Origin of the sequence: Dehalococcoides sp. UCH007 (genome assembly GCF_001010485.1) — a bacterium.
Taxonomy (GTDB): Bacteria; Chloroflexota; Dehalococcoidia; order Dehalococcoidales; family Dehalococcoidaceae; genus Dehalococcoides; species Dehalococcoides mccartyi_A.
This window is the reverse complement of record NZ_AP014722.1, coordinates 1,114,950-1,133,770: the sequence shown is the minus strand read 5'-3', so window position 1 is coordinate 1,133,770 and position 18,821 is coordinate 1,114,950. Positions and strand designations below refer to the sequence as shown.

The 18,821-nt window shown below is 47.5% G+C and carries 17 protein-coding genes; 9 read left to right on the top strand and 8 right to left on the bottom strand.

Features of this window, described 5'->3' with window-relative positions:
- Positions 1-36 precede the first annotated feature (36 nt).
- The 3 genes from fsa to UCH007_RS05980 all read left to right on the top strand — a co-directional run bounded on the left by fsa (position 37) and on the right by UCH007_RS05980 (position 5,422).
- On the top strand, positions 37-687 hold the full coding sequence (gene fsa / locus UCH007_RS05990) for a fructose-6-phosphate aldolase (protein WP_010937094.1): 651 nt from the start codon (positions 37-39) through the stop codon (positions 685-687).
- An 86-nt stretch (positions 688-773) separates the two neighbouring features.
- Positions 774-2,048: a transcription termination factor Rho gene (gene rho, locus UCH007_RS05985; RefSeq protein WP_046961327.1), complete on the top strand. Its 1,275-nt coding sequence runs from the start codon at positions 774-776 to the stop codon at positions 2,046-2,048.
- A gap of 275 nt (positions 2,049-2,323) precedes the next feature.
- Positions 2,324-5,422: a hypothetical protein gene (locus UCH007_RS05980; RefSeq protein WP_046961326.1), complete on the top strand. Its 3,099-nt coding sequence runs from the start codon at positions 2,324-2,326 to the stop codon at positions 5,420-5,422.
- A gap of 323 nt (positions 5,423-5,745) precedes the next feature.
- Here the strand turns inward: UCH007_RS05980 and UCH007_RS07895 are convergent, their stop codons facing one another.
- Genes UCH007_RS07895 through UCH007_RS05965 form a run of 4 tightly spaced genes read right to left on the bottom strand, consistent with a single transcriptional unit; the run spans position 5,746 to position 8,672 of the window.
- Positions 5,746-5,871: a hypothetical protein gene (locus UCH007_RS07895; protein WP_012882444.1), complete on the bottom strand. Its 126-nt coding sequence runs from the start codon at positions 5,869-5,871 to the stop codon at positions 5,746-5,748.
- Positions 5,872-5,926: 55 nt separating this feature from the next.
- Positions 5,927-6,424, bottom strand: a complete 498-nt coding sequence (locus tag UCH007_RS05975; protein ID WP_023652709.1) for a ribonuclease H-like domain-containing protein — start codon at positions 6,422-6,424, stop codon at positions 5,927-5,929.
- 44 nt (positions 6,425-6,468) lie between these two features.
- Entirely contained in the window at positions 6,469-7,998 is a 1,530-nt protein-coding gene (locus UCH007_RS05970) for a caspase family protein (RefSeq protein WP_046961325.1), read from the bottom strand.
- A gap of 41 nt (positions 7,999-8,039) precedes the next feature.
- Positions 8,040-8,672 carry an MBL fold metallo-hydrolase gene (locus UCH007_RS05965; protein WP_012882441.1) on the bottom strand — a complete coding sequence of 211 codons (633 nt, stop codon included), beginning with the start codon at positions 8,670-8,672 and terminating at the stop codon, positions 8,040-8,042.
- A 166-nt stretch (positions 8,673-8,838) separates the two neighbouring features.
- Here UCH007_RS05965 and hrcA point away from each other — a divergent pair, with 166 nt between their 5' ends.
- The 4 genes from hrcA (at position 8,839) to dnaJ (ending at position 13,657) form a co-directional block, all read left to right on the top strand.
- On the top strand, positions 8,839-9,876 hold the full coding sequence (hrcA, locus tag UCH007_RS05960) for a heat-inducible transcriptional repressor HrcA (protein WP_023652707.1): 1,038 nt from the start codon (positions 8,839-8,841) through the stop codon (positions 9,874-9,876).
- A 49-nt stretch (positions 9,877-9,925) separates the two neighbouring features.
- Entirely contained in the window at positions 9,926-10,489 is a 564-nt protein-coding gene (locus tag UCH007_RS05955) for a nucleotide exchange factor GrpE (protein WP_046961324.1), read from the top strand.
- A 35-nt stretch (positions 10,490-10,524) separates the two neighbouring features.
- Positions 10,525-12,435, top strand: a complete 1,911-nt coding sequence (dnaK, locus tag UCH007_RS05950) for a molecular chaperone DnaK (protein WP_023652705.1) — start codon at positions 10,525-10,527, stop codon at positions 12,433-12,435.
- A gap of 151 nt (positions 12,436-12,586) precedes the next feature.
- Positions 12,587-13,657 carry a molecular chaperone DnaJ gene (gene dnaJ, locus UCH007_RS05945; protein WP_046961323.1) on the top strand — a complete coding sequence of 357 codons (1,071 nt, stop codon included), beginning with the start codon at positions 12,587-12,589 and terminating at the stop codon, positions 13,655-13,657.
- Between the two features lie 14 nt (positions 13,658-13,671).
- Here the strand turns inward: dnaJ and UCH007_RS05940 are convergent, their stop codons facing one another.
- From UCH007_RS05940 to argF, 4 genes are read right to left on the bottom strand one after another with little or no spacing between them, the layout of a single operon-like run.
- Positions 13,672-14,751, bottom strand: a complete 1,080-nt coding sequence (locus tag UCH007_RS05940; RefSeq protein ID WP_046961322.1) for an NAD(P)H-dependent glycerol-3-phosphate dehydrogenase — start codon at positions 14,749-14,751, stop codon at positions 13,672-13,674.
- Positions 14,752-14,799: 48 nt separating this feature from the next.
- Positions 14,800-15,450: a glycerol-3-phosphate 1-O-acyltransferase PlsY gene (gene plsY, locus UCH007_RS05935; RefSeq protein ID WP_046961321.1), complete on the bottom strand. Its 651-nt coding sequence runs from the start codon at positions 15,448-15,450 to the stop codon at positions 14,800-14,802.
- Complete coding sequence (der, locus tag UCH007_RS05930; RefSeq protein WP_023652701.1) at positions 15,444-16,769, bottom strand: ribosome biogenesis GTPase Der; 1,326 nt, start codon at positions 16,767-16,769, stop codon at positions 15,444-15,446. The genes plsY and der overlap by 7 nt, the downstream gene beginning before the upstream one ends.
- Before the next feature lie 16 nt (positions 16,770-16,785).
- Entirely contained in the window at positions 16,786-17,721 is a 936-nt protein-coding gene (gene argF / locus UCH007_RS05925) for an ornithine carbamoyltransferase (RefSeq protein WP_046961320.1), read from the bottom strand.
- Positions 17,722-17,962: 241 nt separating this feature from the next.
- On the opposite strand from argF, the gene UCH007_RS05920 reads away from it, so the two are divergent.
- Complete coding sequence (locus tag UCH007_RS05920) at positions 17,963-18,190, top strand: hypothetical protein (protein WP_023652699.1); 228 nt, start codon at positions 17,963-17,965, stop codon at positions 18,188-18,190.
- Positions 18,191-18,242: 52 nt separating this feature from the next.
- Entirely contained in the window at positions 18,243-18,821 is a 579-nt protein-coding gene (locus tag UCH007_RS05915) for a hypothetical protein (RefSeq protein WP_046961319.1), read from the top strand.

Here is an 18,821-nt window from a genome sequence, read left to right as displayed (position 1 = left end):
TGTGGGCATGAATATAAAACCGAGCCTGAGGTAGAAATGCGTATTTTTCTGGATACCGCTAATATTGAAGAGATTAAAAAAGGCCTGAAACTGGGAGTGGTGAGCGGTGTAACTACCAATCCCACGCTGGTTGCTAAAGAAGGCATTAGTGATTATAAATCCGTAGTCCAGCAGATATGTGCCTTGCTGCCGGAGGGTGATGTTTCCGCCGAAATTACGGCTGAAGACCCCGCCGAAATGCTCAAGCAGGCCCGTGAAATCGCCAAGTGGGCACCCAACGTTGTGGTAAAGATACCCGCAACCGCTGAGGGATTGGAGATTATTTCCAAGCTGAGCAAAGAAGGTGTCCGTTTCAATATGACACTCTGCTTCTCGGTTAATCAGGCATTGCTGGGGGCTTTGGCAGGTGCAGCCTTTGTCAGCCCGTTTGTGGGCAGGCTGGATGACGCCGGGCATGACGGTATGATGCTGATAAATGATATAGTCAGTATATATAAGGAATACGGGTTTGAAACCCAGGTGATAGCTGCCAGTATCCGCCACCCGCTTCACTGCACTCAGGCGGCTCAGACTGGTGCCGGCATTGCCACCGTACCTTACAAGGTGCTTATGCAGATGATGCAGCACCCGCTGACAGATTCGGGTATTGCCCGTTTCATGGCTGACTGGAAAAGTGTCCAGAAATAATATTTAAGGTTGTTTATCACAGGTGCTTCCTTTATATATAGAAACTAAAATACAGATAACTCGTTGTAGATAGGGGGTGAGACACAATGGAAATCGGACAATTTGAGCTGAGTGAACTTGAAAAGAAGACTCGGGAAGAGCTTCTGGATATTGCCAAAGAAATGGGTGTGAACGGGGTGACTGCCCTTAAAAAGCAGGACCTGGTGATGCGCCTTATTCAGGTTTATACCGAATCACAGGGGAATGTATTCTGTTCGGGTATTCTGGAAATAATGCCGGACGGATACGGCTTTCTGCGGCAGGCCTCTTTATTGCCCAGCTCGTCAGACATATACGTGTCTCAGTCCCAGATACGCCGTTTCGGGCTTCGTACTGGTGATATGGTAATAGGGCAGGGACGGCCTGCCAAGCCGGGTGAAAAATATTACAGCCTTCTGCGGGTGGAAGCCATAAATGACCTCAATCCCGAAATGGCCAAACGCCGCCCGAATTTTGGTGCTTTAGTTCCCACTTTTCCTGACCGCCTGATAAATCTGGAGACCTCTCCCACCGAACTTGCCACCCGCCTCATAAACCTGATAGCCCCCATAGGCCGGGGACAGCGCGGGCTTATTGTTTCCCCGCCCAAAGCCGGCAAGACCACTATTCTTAAAAACATAGCGAATGCAACCGCTACCAATTATAACGATATACATATAATGGTAGTCCTTATAGGTGAACGCCCTGAAGAAGTAACCGACATGCGCCGCCACGTACGGGGCGAAGTTATGGCCGCCACCTTTGACGAACCGGTGGAAAACCAGACCAGGGTAGCCGAACTGGCACTGGAACGGGCAAAGCGTATGGTAGAAAGCGGCAAAGACGTCTTTATACTGCTGGACGGTATTACCCGCCTTACCCGCGCCTACAATCTGGCTATGCCTTCATCAGGCCGCACCCTTTCCGGCGGTATTGACCCGGTCGCCCTCCACCCCGCCAAGAAATTCTTCGGGGCTGCCCGCAATACTGAGGAAGGCGGTTCGCTTACCATCATTGCCACCTGTCTGGTGGAAACCGGCAGCCGCATGGATGACCTTATTTACGAAGAGTTCAAGGGCACCGGCAATATGGAACTTCATCTGGAACGCCGCTTGGCCGAACGCCGTGTATTCCCTGCCTTGGATATATCCCGCTCAAGCACCCGCCGTGAAGAGCTGCTGCTGGGTGATAACTACAAGCAGGTACAGCTTTTGCGGAGGATGGTTGCCATTATCGCTGATGACGCTAACCACTATACAGAGGTTAATGAGCGCCTGCTGGACCGCCTGCGCCGCTCCAGAAACAATGCTGACTTCCTGGCTAACCTCCAGAAAGAAATGTAAGCTAAAAGGGATAAAAAAATATTTTCAAACGTAAAACGTATAAAAACTATAGTACTTCTTAGCCAAATTGGGTCAAAATACTAATAAAGTATTGACAGGCTGTGTTATTATATAAGATAGGTTAAACCTTGAAAGGAGGTGGTGTAATTGGTGTGCACCCGTAAGGGGAAGCGTCTTTGATTGATGCTGAATTGGACCACTCTTGGTCTTCATATATACATATATAATATGAAGACATTTGCATAAAATAATTTTAAAAGGAAATTTATAGGTCGATGTTTAAGACAAAAATAAGTAAAGTTCTGGGCGTAGTCCTGACTGCTGCCATGGTTCTTTCCATGTTCACAGTCGCTACCCCCGTAGCTGCTGCCAACCAGGATTGGAGCAAGATCTCCCTGCCTGGCTCCGGCGCAACCGGCGGCTATGTAGTTAGCACTCCTAGCGTCCGCTTTGACAACATCGGCATTTTGGAATGGAACGCAGATAAATCTGCTATCTATGCCACTGCCGAGTATGATGGTGTTATGTGTGTATTTAAATCTACTAACTCCGGTCGCTCTTGGAAGATGGTCTTTGAAGACGGTGATGTTTATACTTTGGCAGCTAGTGGCCGTATTTTTGATATGGTCGCTTCTAGCGTTAATGCCAATGAAATTTACTTCACTGACGGTCATGACATCTTTACCACCAAAGATGGTGGTGCAACTTGGAACAAAATGTCAAACCTTTATACTTATGCGGCTTCCAATTTTGTAACAGCTATTCCTGATGGTATCATTGTTACTTTGGACACCGCTGTAGTTGGCGCTACAAAATACGTCTTTGCAGGTACTGCTTCCCTTGGCGTAGCTCCGGGCGCTAACGGCGTGTATATGTGCCAGGAAACCGCCTTCGGTATGCCTTGGACCGATCTTGATGTTATTAATCAACGTGAAGCCGCTTGGGATGGTTGTAATGTTTGGGATGTAGTTGTTGATCCCACTGACTTCGCCACCAAACAGGGTGTTATTGCTGTTGCTGAAGACACCACTTTGGGTGCCGAAGCTACTTACATAACCGCCAAATATTTTGGCAACCAGTGGAATATGCCTTCAACCTGCATTGATACCGCAGTCGAAGAAAACAACACTGATTCTATCACCGGTATTTACCATGCCGAACTCTGGCTGCCCTCTGACTTCAACTCCAACATAGCCTCCGGCAAATTCCAGGGTTGGCTTGCTCTGCAGACTTCTGGTGGTCAAGGTGATGTGTATTTGTGGTATGGTAATACCTTAACAACCATAGACCTTAACGTCCGTGGTTATTCTGCCGGTGTTGGCACTGCTACAGAAGTAACCGATATTGATGGTATTGGCGGTATTGCTGATGCCAGACTGATTATTGGTGGTTATAATATCGCAGCTGCTTCTGCACCTCTTACTTGGTATTCTTCTGATCGCCTTACCTTCTCAGCTAATGTTAAAGCCCCTACCGGTGCTGCAAGCTCTTGGGGTCTTTCTGTTGCTACTGTAACCGTACTTGCCATGGGTGACTATAATACTTCCGGCAAGGCTCTTGCTGGCACTGCTGGCTGGGATTGTGGCGTTTCTTACACAGCTGATTTTGGCAAAACTTGGAATACTATTTCCATGATGCGTCAGGCTATTGTCAGCGTTGACAATATGGCTGGTAATTTATTTATTGTTACCAGTGACTATCTCGAAGAGAGCGTTTGGCGTTTCTCTGATGGTGTTTACGAGCGTGTCTTCTCAACCTCTATGGTTGTTGAAGATGGTTCTACTATTGATGTAGCTGTTTCACCCGCAGGTGATGCTTTATTCGTAGCGACCATTAATGGTACTATGGTTTGGCGCTCACTGGTTGATCAGACTACTGGTAAATTGGGTCAAATATTTACCGCTCAGGTAAGCAGCATAACCACAGTTGATGGTGCTGCTCTTATCAATTCATGGTTTGTTTCCAATGCCAACACTATCCTGATTGGCGGCAATAATGTTGTCTATCAGACCAGCACCAATGGCGTTCTCTGGTTTATCCGCACCTGTTCTGTTGGCATTGTTACATCCTTTGCCGTTTCAACTGACGGTTCTACTCTGGTAGCCGGCGGTTCCACTGGCGCAATCTCCAAATCTATCGATGGTGGCGCTACCTGGAGTGCCCCCACTGTTGATGTCGCTATTGCTGGTACTTCTACAGTAACCTTCCAGAATGGCAGCAACAGCGTTGTCTACTTGACCAGTGACGCTGGCGGTGCATATGTTTATGATTTCGCTGCCGCCGCTCCTGAATGGGACCAGATTGATAACGTTGTTACCGGTGCTTATGCCTTTGACAGCAGCAGCTATGCTGATGTTGATAACGGCGTTAGTATCTTCTCCGGTATTGCTTCAGGCGGAAACGTCCTGTATGTACTGGATGGTAATTGGGACAACCTGATCCGTATCACCAATGTTGGTACTAACTATACCGCCGGTATTATTGCTAAACCTTCCACCGCTACTGGCCCTGCTACCAAACTGATTGGTGTAGCCTCTCCCGGCGCTAACATGCTGTATGGTATCTTTGGTGCCGAACTGTATGTTTACACCGACAAGATGGCTGTGCCTGTAGCTAACGTCAAAGCTACCTCTACCGTTGATTCTATCAAGGTAACCTGGGACGCTTTGGTTGTTGATAACAGCAATGTAACTGTTAAGTACTTTGTGGTTGTGACTGATAATGCTACCGCTTACAAAGTTGCCTACGCTGTTACCGCTGCTGATGTCAACCAGAAAAATGGTATCACTACTCTTTCTGCCACCTTTAAAGATGGCGTTGGTGCCTTCGTGATTGCTGAAGACACTGTTTACCAGGTAAGCGTCTGGGCTGTCAGCCCGGTCATGAGCTTCGTGGGTACTGCTTCAGTCTCCACCCAGCCCGAAAAACTGACCTACACCTTCAACCTGATGCCCACCAACGGTGCTTCCAATGTACCCGTTAAACCCGTATTCGCCTGGGATTCAGTTTCTACTGCTGTCAGCTATGACCTCGTACTCAGCACCGATCCTACCTTCGCTGATGCTACCAAGGTTTTGGCTACCAAGAACCTGACCACCAATTACTGGGCCTATGACGGCACTTTGAGCAACTCAACCAGCTACTACTGGAAGGTTCGCGTCAATACCGCCAACAGCACCAGTGAATGGTTCCCGGCTGTCTTTACCACCGTTAAGGCTGATGCAGCCCCGGTAGAGGTCAATAATCCTCCGGCTATCACTTTGACCGTACCTCAGGCTGAAACTCCTGCCTACATCTGGCTGATTGTGGCTGTCGGTGCTGTACTGACCGTCGCTGTAATCGTCCTGATTGTTCGCACTCGCCGCGTAGTCTAATAAACTACAAAGTGAAAACGGACTAACGGTCCGAAAGTAACCAAAGAGCCCCCCGGAAACGGGGGGCTCTTATATTTTGGATGAAATATTAAATTTGGAATGATTTAAGATTTACAAACTCTACATAAAGTAAGAACAAGCGTCTGAAAATGGCTACAGGATAAAACTGGACATTTTGAATGACGGCAAAGAGTTAGACTGAAAAGAAAAGAAAAACGTCTGAAATGGCAAACTGGGGGGTGAGGATATCGGCCTGAAACAGACTTTAATGGAATAAAGAAAGGCCGGGAAAATCCGGCCTTATAGACAAAACCAAAAACCAATTAATGTTTGTGGGAATTAAACTCTTTCTGGAGTTTTTCAACCTGTTTCTTAATCTGCATATCCATGTAAGTGTGACCTACTGCCCAGAGTACAACCACAATAAGAAGGATTTCATACCATTCCATATTTACGCCTCCAAAACTAAATTATAGATGATTATAGTTAGGACTCACCTGCCAGTCAATAGGTACAGTTATTTAATAATATGTCCTTAAGGGTTTTAAGGTTTACTATATCTTCACGGTTGTAGGCTAGCAATGTTTCCAGCGCCCCGGTATCAGCCTTGTTTATGTAGTTCCACCATAGCTGAACAGCAACGTAACCATTTACCTCGGTCAACTCGCGTGGAATACCCAATTGACATTCCACTTTCTTCAGTCCGCCCTTAAGGTTTTTAGCCCAGCAGTCAAACATAAGGTCACGGTGATTGAAATGGCGGCTCAGGTCTATTCCCAGTTTGCGGTGAATGAACGGCAGGTCAAAGCCTTTGCCATTATAAGTATATAGTGTATCCGCACCCGCAAGAGATAACATGACATTCTCTGCGGTGCATTCTTTGCCTACCAACTGAATCAGCCCCGGTATGGAACTGCCATTTACCAGGTGGATGCCGATGACTGTCAGGTCTGCTTGATAGGGGGAAAGACCGGTTGTTTCAATATCTAAATATGCTTCCATGCGGGCTTTAAGTTGTCCTTTTCTCAAACACGGGGAATAGTTTGTCAGATAGTATTGTAATAGTTCTTGCGGCGTTTGGATATTGCCAGTATCAGCCAGATAATTATGACTGCCCCTAATCCAACGGCAATATACAGGAAAGTATAGTCTGCTTTGAAATTGGCGGTTATGTTCATTGGTTTGCTAAGGGTGATGACTGCACTTGTATCTGTACCGGTGTAATCCCCGCTCCAGCTTTCAAATACCTGGCGGATTAAAAACCCTTGTGCTGAGGGTGCACTTAGCTTTACAGCGCTGCCTGCGGCATACCATCCTCCGCCGTCAGGTGTGCCGTAGGGTGAAGATAGTAAAAGCTGGTATTCGGTGTCGTAGTTGGCTTTGACTGTCTTTGGTTTATCCATCACAAGGCGGGTGCTTTCAAAAGGCCCGGTAATATCTCCGCTCCAGCCGGTAAATATATAGCGTATGCCGCCCTCTTCAATATTCGGGGCGGAAAGATTGGCAAATGTGTTTTGGTCATACCAGCCACCGCCGGTAACCGCTGAAGTAGGGGAGTCTATGGTTAAAAGATACTGGCGCGAATAAACCGCTTGCAGGTTTGCACCGCTGGTAAATGAGCGGCTGGCTGAAGTAATTCCATCCGCCCAGTTTTTAAAGAAATAACGGATACCAGGAAGGGTTTCTATATTTAAAGCGGTAACTTCATGAGTTGTGCCAGGGGTAAAGTTAAATTGTGTGGTGCTGAGTGAATAGGTTCTGCCGTCTACTATCAGATAGTTATAGTTGCCTGATATAGGTATGGAGGTCGTTAATAGTAGTTTGCCGATAAGGCTGAGCTCTCCGCCTATTCCATCCGACAGGAACGGGTGCTGAAGAGAGGAAGTTATTCGGGATTCGTCTGTAGTACGTGGCTGGGCGTAGTAAAAAAGCTCTTCCAGAGATATGATGTTATCGCCGTTTATATCTGCATTGGGTATATAGCTTAGTCCATCATTTATATATCCGGAAAAAAGCCCGCTGTCTCCATCCGCCCAGGAAACTTCCGCAGCAAGTGAAGAATACAGGATTATACGCCCTGGCTGGTTTAAATCATCTGCAAAGCTGGCTGAGTAGCAGGATTCCAGTATCACAGCCTGATAGTGAGACTCCAGCGGCAAAAGCCAGTTTGAAAGCTCCTGGCTGGAAATCCACTCCGAGGCGTAATAAGCATCATAAGGGGCTATATATGAATGGCTGTCGCCGTGTCCGGCAAAGAAAAAGACCACCGTATCATTGTCATCTTCCTGGTTTATCATCCAGTCCAGGGCTGACTTTATAGAGTGTTTGTCTGCGTTGCTGTTGGTCAGCAGCGTTACGTGGTCATCACCCCAGGCTTCCTTGAGAGAATCAGCAAATTTCTGGGCGCCGTTAGCCAGGCCTATTACATCTGTAATTCTCTGGTAATCGGATATGCCTACTACTACCGCCCAGTATTCATGTGAGGAGGCAGCCGCAAGCGGTGTTTGGGGAAGAAGCCCTGCGGTAAGACCCAGAGCCAGAATAAGGGAAATGGTAACCCGTTTCAGGTAGTGCATTCAGCGCTTATCCTCCCGCACAGTTCTTGGTTTCCGGGTGTTTATGGCTGCAGTAACATAACCTGGGTGGTAACAGGCAAATTGCCTCTGGTTATATTCAGCTTTGCTTGGGGTTCAAGACTGTTTAACCCTATTTCCTTTAGAAACTGGCCTATCGGCAAAAGGGAGCTGGTTGATAAATCACTCTGAAAGTGCATTGGGATAACAACGGACGGCTCCAGTTTTCGCATGATTTCGGCGGCCTTACCTGGGCTGATGGCATTTCCGCCGCCAACCGGCAGAAGGAGTATATCCACCCGTCCCAGCTCTTCAATCTGGCTGTCAGTCAGCCCCTGGCCGATATCTCCCAGATGGCAGATGGACAGGTCGTCTATCTCCATTTGGTAAACAGTGTTTTTACCCAGTTCACTGCCTTTGGAGTCATCGTGAAAGGTGGAAAGGCCCAGAATGATGACATCTCCGATTTCATATTCACCGGGTCCGCTGACAATGCGGGGATTACCGTCAATAGCTGAGGTAAAAGAATGATTGGTATGGGCATGGCTTACAGTAACTACCTCAGCACTCTGTTTGCCCATCGCATACCCCAGATTCGGGGGAAACGGATCAGTAATTACAGTAGTATTTTTGCCTTTAAGGCGGAAGCACGAGTGACCTAACCATTTAATTTCCATATGGCTGAATTATATCAGACCCCTTTCAGAGGGTCAATTGAAGCTGGCCGGTTTATTATAATTTACCTCAGGGTGTCATTTTTACCCTTGACAGCCAATTGGCAGTCATGCTAAATTATACCTGTATTAGCAAACTAACCAACAGAGTGCTAACGAGGTAGCAAGAGTGCTAACATCACGGGCAGAGATAATACTGCGTTCTATAGTAAGGCAGTACATAACCAAAGCGGTGCCGGTTTCGTCATCTTCCATACTGGAAGATTGCGGTCTTGATATTTGTTCTGCCACTATACGGAATGAGGTAGTCCGGCTGGAAACCGAGGGGTATATTCTCCGTCCCCATCACTCTGCCGGCAGTATACCGGCTGACAAGGGATACCGTTATTACGTGGAATCCCTGAAAGATGTGGAACTGCCCACCAATGACAAGTTTCTTATCCGCCACCTTTTTCATCAGGTTGAAAAAGAGATGGAAGAATGGCTGAACTTGACGGTAGCAGTCCTTTCACAGCGTGTACAGAGCATGGCTGTTGTCACCATGCCTCGCCAGACACAGGGCAAAGTGCATCATATCGAGCTGGTCAGCCTGCAGGATAATCTGGTGCTGGTAGTGTTGATACTGCGCGGCGCCAAGGTAAAGCAGCAGCTTATAAACTTTGAGGATGCTGTTTCCCAGCCCGAGCTTACGCTTATATCCAACCGCTTGAATGATGCCTATGCTGGCTTGACCCGTTTCCAGATAGAGCAAAAGCTTTTTAATCTTAACCCTGATGAACTCAAAGTCAGGGACAGTCTGGTAAAGATGATGCGGGGTGAAGACGAGCAGGAAAGCCGTGAGCCGTTTTTTGACGGGTTGCACTATATGCTTGAACAACCCGAATTCCACCAGAACCAAAGGGTTCAGGAGATAATGCAGCTGCTTGAGCAGAAAAAGCTTTCCAAGATGATTGCACCGCCTGCACCTTTTAACCGGGGCGTGCAGGTATACATCGGGCAAGAAAATGCTTCTGCTGAGATACGTGATTACAGTCTGATAGTCAGCCAGTACGGTATACCGGACGAAGCAGTGGGTACTATTGGAGTGATAGGGCCTACCCGTATGGCCTATGAAAGAGCATTGTCAGCGGTCAGTTATTTGTCTCTGGTTATGAGCACTCTGGTTGCCGAGCTTTACGGTAAAGCACCTGTTGACAAGGATGAATAAAATCGCCTTTGGTGCGTAATGCATTTTTATTTCAATTTAGGAAGGTATTATGACAGATAGAAAAATGCACGATAAAGAAGGAAGTGAACACCCTGAAGATAATCAGGCTAAATCTGATTCCCAAGCGGAAAATCTGAATGCCCAGTTGGCAGAGGAAAAGAAACATTCAGAAGAATATCTGGACAGTTTGAAAAGGGCCAGAGCCGAATTTGTTAACTACAAGAGGTATATAGAACAGGAAAGAAATATCCAGAGCGATATGGCCAGAGGAAATGCCTTTATGCTGGTACTGCCGGTACTGGATGATTTGGAACGGGCATTGACATCTGTTCCCGCTGATATTGCCGGCCAGCCTTTTATTGAAGGGCTTGATCTGATAGTACGTAAGTTTCAGGCTATTCTGGATAATCAGGGGGTCAAGGCTATTCCGGCGGCCGGTGAGCCGTTTGATTCCCGTTTACACGAAGCAGTTGCCTGTGAAGACGGACCGGAAGGAATTATTCTTCATGAAGCCCGCCGGGGGTATACAGTGGGGGATAGGATACTCAGAACCTCGCTGGTAGTGGTGGGGAACGGAAACCAGCCCTGCCGGTCTGATTCGGATATGAGATAAATTTCTTTAAATAAACAAGGAGGACGAAAAATTAAATGGGTAAAGTAGTTGGTATAGATCTTGGTACTACAAATAGCGAAGTTGCCGTCATGCAGGGCGGCGAGCCGGTAGTTATTCCTTCTGCCGAAGGCAGCACCCTTATTCCTTCGGTAGTGGCGATAAATAAAAACGGCGAACGCATTGTTGGCCGTCAGGCCAAAAATCAGGCTATTTTAAATCCTGAAAACACTGTTTATTCCATCAAGCGTTTTATGGGACGCAAATGGGGCGAACCCGCCGGGCGTGAATTGCCGGTGGAGGCAGATGCAAAACGCAAACCTTACAAGGTTATTCAGGGTAATAACAATGAAGTCCGGGTAGTTATGGGTGACAAGGATTTCAGCCCCCCCGAAGTTTCCGCCATGATTTTGCAGAAACTAAAATCAGATGCGGAAGCCTATTTGGGTGAAAAGGTAACCGAAGCGGTTATTACCGTACCGGCTTACTTCAACGATGCCCAGCGTCAGGCAACCAAGGATGCCGGGGCTATTGCCGGACTTAAAGTTCTGCGGATTATAAACGAACCCACTGCTGCTGCTTTGGCCTACGGTCTGGATAAGAAGAAAGACGAAACTATCGCCGTTTATGATTTGGGCGGCGGTACGTTTGATATTTCCATACTGGAACTGGGCGAAGGCACTTTCCAGGTAAAATCCACTGCCGGTGACACTCACCTGGGCGGTGATGACTTTGACCAGAAGATTATTGACTGGCTGATAGCTGAATATAAAAAAGACCAGGGCATTGATCTTTCCAAAGACAAGACTGCTTTGCAGCGTCTGAAAGAGGCGGCTGAAAAGGCCAAGATAGAGCTTTCTACTGTTCAGCAGACAGAAATAAATCTGCCCTTTATCACAGCAGATGCTTCGGGGCCCAAGCACCTTAATATTATTCTTACCCGTGCAAAGCTGGAACAGATGGTAATGGATCTTGTTGACAAGAGCCTTGAGCCCTGCCGTCAGGCTTTGAAAGATTCGGGCAAAACTGCCTCAGAAATCAATGAAGTTATTCTGGTGGGCGGACAAACCCGTATGCCGCTGGTACAGCAGAAGGTCAAAGAGTTTTTCGGCAAAGAACCTAACAAGGGTGTAAACCCTGATGAGGTGGTAGCTATCGGTGCTGCCATTCAGGCCGGTGTGCTTAAGGGTGAAGTAAGTGATGTACTCCTGCTGGATGTTATCCCCCTGACTCTGGGCATTGAGACACTTGGCGGTGTTTCCACTTCCCTCATTACCCGCAACACCACCATTCCCACTTCCAAGAGCCAGGTGTTTTCTACCGCGGCTGATAACCAGCCCAGCGTGGAAATCCATGTCCTGCAAGGTGAACGCCCCATGGCGGCAGATAACCGCACTCTGGGTCGCTTTATGCTGGATGGTATTTTACCCGCCCCCCGCGGCGTCCCCCAGATTGAAGTGACCTTTGACATTGATGCCAACGGTATACTTTCCGTCAAAGCCAAAGATAAAGGCACTGGGCGTGAACAGAAGATAACTATCACCGCTTCTTCAGGCCTTTCCAAGGAAGAAGTCGAAAAGATGACTCGCGAGGCGGAAGCTCATGCCGCTGAGGATAATAAACGCAAGGAAGAAATCGAAGCCCGTAATGTGGCGGATAATCTGGCTTACAATGCCGAAAAGACCCTGCGTGACAACAAGGACAAGATACCGGCGGAGCTGAATACCGAACTGGAAAGCAAGATAGCGGCCGTTCGCACTGCCCTTCAGGGTACCGATGTGGAAGCAATAAAGAAGACCACTCAGGAACTTTCCACCGCTCTTCAGAGTGTTGGCAGCGCTGTTTATGGTAAGCAGCAAGAGGGTGCTTCTGCTCAGGAAGAACCCTCAGCAGAAGGCAAAAAGGCTGATGATGAAGGCACGGTAGAGGGAGAATTCCGCGAAGTCTAAATAAAGGCCGGGAATTTGGCTCTGCGGCCTCTGGGAGGGGGTTTGATGCCCCCTCCCGCCTTTATTTGGCAGTTTTCTGGCAAATAAAATTTGGCACTGTTTAAGTTGGTTTATTTTTATAAAACGAAAATTTAGGTTATAATGACAAATTATGGTTAATAAAAGAGATTATTACGAGGTACTGGGTATTGAACGCAGTGCTTCTGACGAAGATATAAAAAAAGCCTTCCGCAAGATGGCTATGAAGCATCATCCTGACCGTAATCACGAAGAGGGTGCTGCCGAAAAATTCAAAGAAGTAAATGAAGCCTACGAGGTTCTTTCCAATCCCGAAAAGCGGGCGGCTTATGACCGGTTTGGGTTTAGTGCCGGAGCAGATGCTTTTGGACAGGGCGGCTTTGAAAACTTTGATTTTGGCGGTTTAGGCAGTATTTTTGAAACCTTTTTTGGCGGTGCTACTCAGGGTGCCAAACGTGGTCCCCGCCGCGGGCCTGACATGTCCTATGATATACAGATAAGTCTTGAGGAAGCCGCAACCGGTGTTGAAAAAGAAATTACTACCGAAAGACTTGAATATTGTACCGAGTGCAGCGGTACCGGTGCCAAAGCCGGCACTTCGCCTGTAAAATGTACTAATTGTAATGGTACAGGGCAGGTATATCAGGTGCAAAAGAGTGTTTTCGGGCGTTTCACCAGTGTAACTCCCTGTCCTAAATGCCGTGGCGAGGGTACTATAATCGGCGAACCCTGTACTAAATGCCGGGGTACTGGTAAAGAATATATCAAACGGATTGTTCAGGTAAAAATACCCGCCGGCGTGGCAGACGGAAACCAAATACGCCTTAATGGTTACGGTGGTGTAGGTGACAAGGGCGCTTCCGCAGGAGATGTGTATATAAACGTAAGCATTGCCGAGCATACGGATTTCAAACGTGACGGTGATGATGTTGTTTATGAACTTAAGATAAATTTTGCCCAAGCGGCTTTGGGCACTGAAGTAAATGTGCCGGGTCTTAATACGGAGCACAAGCTGAAAATACCCCCTGGCAGCCAAAACGGCAAATACTTTGTCCTGAAGGGCAAGGGTATTCCCCATTTGAATCGCTTTGGCAGCGGTGACGAGATGGTTCACCTGAACGTTGTTACCCCCGAGAAGCTTAGCCGCAAACAGAAGCAGCTCTTTGAAGAGTTGGAGAAGTCTTTTGCCGAGGATAAAAAGTAGCCGGATTTTAACTCTTAATCAGGGTTAAGTTCGGGTGTTTTGCGGGCTCTGCGTTTTCTGAACATTTTAAACAGGTTCCATTTTCGTCCTGCCAACTCATGGGTAGCTTGGGCATCCATAAGCTTTCTGGCGGCTTCCTTCGGGTCTGCATTATTGTAGAGCACATCATATATGTTTTCGGTTACCGGCATTTCCAAATCCATAGAACGGGCCAGTTCATAGGCTACCGCAGTAGTAGAAACACCCTCAGCTACATTACTCATACTGTACATAATGTCATTCAGACTGCGGCCTTTGGTTAGTTCCACCCCCACAAAATGGTTGCGGGAGAGATTGCTGGAACAGGTGGCAATCAGGTCACCCAGACCTGCCAGACCCGAAAAAGTCAGGGGGTTAGCCCCCAAAGCCGCTCCCAATGCAGAAATCTCAGTAAGCCCGCGGGTAATCAGGGCACTCTTGGCGTTGTTGCCGAAATTCAGCCCGTCCACTATGCCTGCTCCCAGAGCTATAATGTTCTTAAGTGAGCCGCCTAGTTCCACCCCTATTATATCGGTATTGGTGTAGGCGCAGAAATTGCTGGCGGTTACCAGCCTGGCGGCTTTTTTAGCTGATTTTTCGGTATCTGCAGCCAGTACAGTCACAGCCGGTAGCCCCTTTAATATTTCCATAGCCAGGTTTGGGCCCGAAAGAACGCAGATATTTTTAGCAAAATCCGGGGAAATCTCATCGGCAATTACCTGACTCATACGTTTGGCAGTACCTATTTCCAGCCCCTTGGCGGCACTGCAGACCAGCATGTTTTTGGTCAGCAGGGGTGCAACCAGCTTTATATTGGGACGCATCCGCTGGGAAGGTACAGCCATCAGAATCATATCTGCACCTGTAATAGCATCTTCCAAATTGGCGGTTACGTTCATAAATTCAGGGAAACGGTAATCTTCCGGCAAAAAGTCAGCCGGGCGGCGTTGGGCAGAAAGAAGTGCGGCTTCGTCCTCGGTGCGTGCCCAGAGCATTACTTCACGCCCTTTATGGGCTATAACTGTACCCAGAGTAATACCCCAGGTAGTAGTGCCTATAATACAAACTTTAGACATGAAAAATCCAAGCTTTCTAATGCCGAATCGGTTTTAGCCAAGGGGTATTTAGCGGGCTTTTTCGTTGAGCTTGCGTTCTTTACCCGCCAACAGCCGTTTAATATTATCGCGGTGCATAACGGTGATGAGAAGTGACCCTATCACTGCGTATATTATATATTCGGTGGGAAATCCGCTGATAAGAGTAAGGGGCACCAGTAAAGCATACGCCCCGACTACCCCGGTTATTGAACCCAGGGAAGCAAAGCCGGAAAGCCCTGCGCCTATTATCAACACTTCGCCTCCGAATATGGCCGCTACCGGACACAAGGCAATCATGCCTCCGAAGAAAGTAGCCACACCGCGGCCGCCGCGGAATTTGAGGAATACCGGCCAGATATGACCGGCAACTGCCGCCAGCCCGGCCAGTACCTGGGCAAATAATATGGCCATGCCGTTGGTGCCGAAAGCCAGTGCTTCAGTACCGATAACCATCCCTGCAAAAGCTACAGCCGAAGCCCCTTTGATAACATCCAAAGCGGCCACCAGCAAAGCGGCTTTTCTGCCCATAGTACGCAGTACATTGGTAGCACCGGTGCGTCCGCTGCCGAAACTGCGGATATCTATTTTCGAACCGCGGTGGCTGACCAGATAGCCGAAGGGTATTGAACCAAGGATATAACTGACTATAACAACAAGCAGCAGCTTGACAATTAACATTTTTCACCTCGGGCTTTAAAAGTTAAACGGATAGGCGTACCGAAAAATCCGAAAGACTCTCTGAGCCTGTTTTCAATAAAACGTTCATAAGAAAAATGAACCAGTTTGGGATTGTTGACAAAAAATACGAAAGAAGGCGGATTGATTTCCGCTTGGGTAGCGTAAAAGATTTTCAGCTGGGTTTTTCCCTGACGGGGCGGAGTATGGGCGGAAAGAGCTTCGGTAACTACGCTATTTACCTTGGCGGTGGGGATACGCTTGCTGCGTTCTTCCTGTACCTTCAGAGCCATGGGGATAATAGTATCAACATCACGCCCTGTTTTGCCTGAAACAAACAATATCGGAGCGTAATCTAGAAACTTAAATCTACTCTGGATAGTTTGCGTCACTTCAGCTTTGTCCTGGCCTTTACCCAGATCCCATTTATTCAGGATAATTATAATACCTTTGGCGGTATCCCGGACATATCCGGCAATGTGAGTGTCCTGAGCGGTAACCAGTTCTTCAGTATCCATAACCAGCAGGACTACGTCTGCCCGGTCAACGGCTTTCAGGGCTCTGAGTACACTGTATTTTTCAACACCGCTTTCAACTTTGCCGCGGCGTCTTATCCCTGCAGTATCTATAAGTAACACATTAGTACCATTAAAGTCAAGGGGTGTGTCAATAGCATCCCTGGTAGTACCGGGTATATTGCTTACTATTGAGCGTTCCTGTCCCAGAAAGGTATTAAGCAGGGTGGATTTACCTACATTGGTCCTTCCGACAAGTGCCAGCTTTACTGAATTGTCCTCTTCGGGGCTGGCAATAGGCTGGTCAGGCAATTCTTCCAGTACCCGGTCCATCAGGTCTGAGATGCCGCTTCCATGGAAAGCGCTTATAACCGAAGGTTCGCCAAAACCCAAACTGTAAAATTCAGCGGCATCCTGTCCCATTTTCAGGTTGTCAGCCTTGTTGGCAACCAGTATTACCGGTTTACCGGTACGGCGGATAATATCTGCCATTTCGTAGTCAGATGTAACTAAACCTGTTTTTACATCTACTACCAGAAGTACCAGGTCAGCTTCTTTTATGGCCAGACTTATCTGGATATTCACCTGCTGGCCGATAACGCTTTCAAAATCCGGGTCAAGCCCTCCGGTATCCACCATAATCAGCTTTCGGTCCAACCAGCTTACGGTAGTAAACAGGCGGTCACGGGTAGTACCGGGCAGGTCTTCAGTAATAGCCAGATTCTTATGGGCAAGGCGGTTAAGCAAAGTGGATTTACCCACGTTCTGCCGCCCCACAATTGCAATAATAGGGGTAGTATTATTCATATATTTTCACGGCAGCTTAGTGCCTGCCGCCTATCTCCAATCCACCCAGCATATCTCTTAAAACAGCTTTTTGGGCATGCAGCCGGTTTTCGGCCTGGTCAAAAATAACAGACTGGGGGCATTCCAGTATTTCACGGTCAACCTCTTCGCCGTAATGAGCTGGCAAAGGGTGCATAATGATGGCGTTTTTATCGGCCAGGGAAACCAGCTTCGCATTAACCTGAAAACCCGCAAAATCCTTAAGACGTTTTTCAGATTCAGCTTCCTGCCCCATACTGGTCCAGACATCTGTATAGATTACGTCAGCCCCGCGGAGGGCGGTCTTAAGGTCTGTTCCGCTGTATAGTTCAGCTCCGCTGTCATCTGCATAAGCTTTTGCCTTGGCAAATATGTTCTTGTCTACCAGATAACCTTCGGGTGAAGCCAAACGGCAGTTTATACCCGTCATGGCGCAGGCCAGCAAAAGGCTGTTGGCACAGTTATTGCCGTCACCTATATATGCCAGATTAAGTCCCTTGAGTTCGCCCTTTTTCTCGTAAATGGTCATGATATCCGCCAGCGCCTGGCAGGGGTGTTCCAAATCCGAAAGGGCATTGATGATGGGTATATCCGCATATTTTGCCAGCTGTACCAGAGTATCATGACCGAAGGTGCGGCAGGCGATAACATCTACAAAACGGGAAAGAACTCTGGCTACATCAGCAACGGGTTCGCGTTTGCCCAAGCCCACTTCCGCCGGTGAAAGATACAGCGCTTCCCCTCCCAGCTGTTTCATAGCCAGCTCAAAGCTGACACGGGTACGCAGGGACGGTTTTTCAAAGACCAGAGCCAAAGTTTTGCCTGAGAGGCTGTTATTCCAACCCCTGGCTTTAAGTTCAACGGCATCTGAAAGAAGACGCCCGATATCGTCAGGGGAAAGGTCTGAAATAGAGAGCAGATCCTTGGTGTTCACTTTTAGCCTCCGGCACATAATTACATTTAATTATAGCATTAAAGTACTTTTCTGGATACTTTAGCCGTCAGGGCTTAGAGTTGTTTGTAGGAATATTTATACAAACAACTGATATATGATATATTATTAGCATGGGTGTCTGGGAAATAATTGTAAAAAACGGTTGTATTTACCGTTAAAGTAACTGTCAGACTTTGGCTATGGGGTTACACTTGACACCCTGTTCACAAGGGGTATTATAATGTATCTATCACTTGCAGCAACTATGACAGAAGATAAGTTTATAATCCCCGTTGTTCATCTGCGGGACAAGTCTCAAGGACTTGCCCGTGAAATGTGCGTAAGAAGTGTCCGCTTATTTAATAAATGGCGGGTTCTTATTGTTATTCCGCTCCGTATAGTTATCCGATTGATATTGGTGGTTACCGAATATCCCAGGGAGATGGAAAAGACAAGCGTATCAGTTTGATACATTTTACACCTGTTTCAATTAGCTTTACTCAAGTATGCATGGAGGAAGTATGAGACTGCGTCAGTATGACCCGAAAGAATCACTGTCTTACCTGACAATCGTGTCAGAAATTTTGGGTGATTACAGCACCTTTCAGTCTCCTCAGGATATAATCCGCCGTTTCGGCGGTAAAAGCCTGACCGACATTACCGAAGCACCTGAAATCCGCTTGCCTGAGCTTACTCCTCCTTTGCCCATAGGTTATGAACAGAAGGTTTTTCAGTTTAAGGAATCCGGTGCTACTGGAGGCTCTTTTGATGTGGTTTTCAATAATGAAGGTCAGATGATAAACTTCCGTGCTCAGCTTTTTTTCGAAGGTATGCTGGCGGGAATGCGGGCGGCCTATTATAATCGCCTGAAACTGCGCACTTTAATAGAGCAGATGGCAGATACGGGAAATGTCAGCTTTGACAACCGTTCTTCACGTTATTACGGCTATGGCAATGAGCTTATGGTTACTTTCTGCCAGTTGTCTGATTTCGGGCTGACAAGCGTATCTACCTGGATTACCCAACGGGAAGAAACCTGTTTGCAGACTATGGCAGGTTATTCCGGGGTTAAGCTCCAGCCTAATTTTATCGGTGTTTAG

Bases quoted from the DNA above. Each gene is read 5' to 3' on its own strand.
- plsY (WP_046961321.1), bottom strand. From the start codon at position 15,450: ATGTTAATTGTCAAGCTGCTGCTTGTTGTTATAGTCAGTTATATCCTT.
- der (WP_023652701.1), bottom strand. From the start codon at position 16,769: ATGAATAATACTACCCCTATTATTGCAATTGTGGGGCGGCAGAACGTG.
- UCH007_RS05940 (WP_046961322.1), bottom strand. From the start codon at position 14,751: ATGTCTAAAGTTTGTATTATAGGCACTACTACCTGGGGTATTACTCTG.
- UCH007_RS05955 (WP_046961324.1), top strand. From the start codon at position 9,926: ATGACAGATAGAAAAATGCACGATAAAGAAGGAAGTGAACACCCTGAA.
- UCH007_RS05920 (WP_023652699.1), top strand. From the start codon at position 17,963: ATGTATCTATCACTTGCAGCAACTATGACAGAAGATAAGTTTATAATC.
- UCH007_RS05965 (WP_012882441.1), bottom strand. From the start codon at position 8,672: ATGGAAATTAAATGGTTAGGTCACTCGTGCTTCCGCCTTAAAGGCAAA.
- dnaJ (WP_046961323.1), top strand. From the start codon at position 12,587: ATGGTTAATAAAAGAGATTATTACGAGGTACTGGGTATTGAACGCAGT.
- UCH007_RS05975 (WP_023652709.1), bottom strand. From the start codon at position 6,424: ATGGAAGCATATTTAGATATTGAAACAACCGGTCTTTCCCCCTATCAA.
- UCH007_RS07895 (WP_012882444.1), bottom strand. From the start codon at position 5,871: ATGGAATGGTATGAAATCCTTCTTATTGTGGTTGTACTCTGGGCAGTA.
- UCH007_RS05970 (WP_046961325.1), bottom strand. From the start codon at position 7,998: ATGCACTACCTGAAACGGGTTACCATTTCCCTTATTCTGGCTCTGGGT.
- rho (WP_046961327.1), top strand. From the start codon at position 774: ATGGAAATCGGACAATTTGAGCTGAGTGAACTTGAAAAGAAGACTCGG.
- dnaK (WP_023652705.1), top strand. From the start codon at position 10,525: ATGGGTAAAGTAGTTGGTATAGATCTTGGTACTACAAATAGCGAAGTT.
- fsa (WP_010937094.1), top strand. From the start codon at position 37: ATGCGTATTTTTCTGGATACCGCTAATATTGAAGAGATTAAAAAAGGC.
- UCH007_RS05915 (WP_046961319.1), top strand. From the start codon at position 18,243: ATGAGACTGCGTCAGTATGACCCGAAAGAATCACTGTCTTACCTGACA.
- UCH007_RS05980 (WP_046961326.1), top strand. From the start codon at position 2,324: ATGTTTAAGACAAAAATAAGTAAAGTTCTGGGCGTAGTCCTGACTGCT.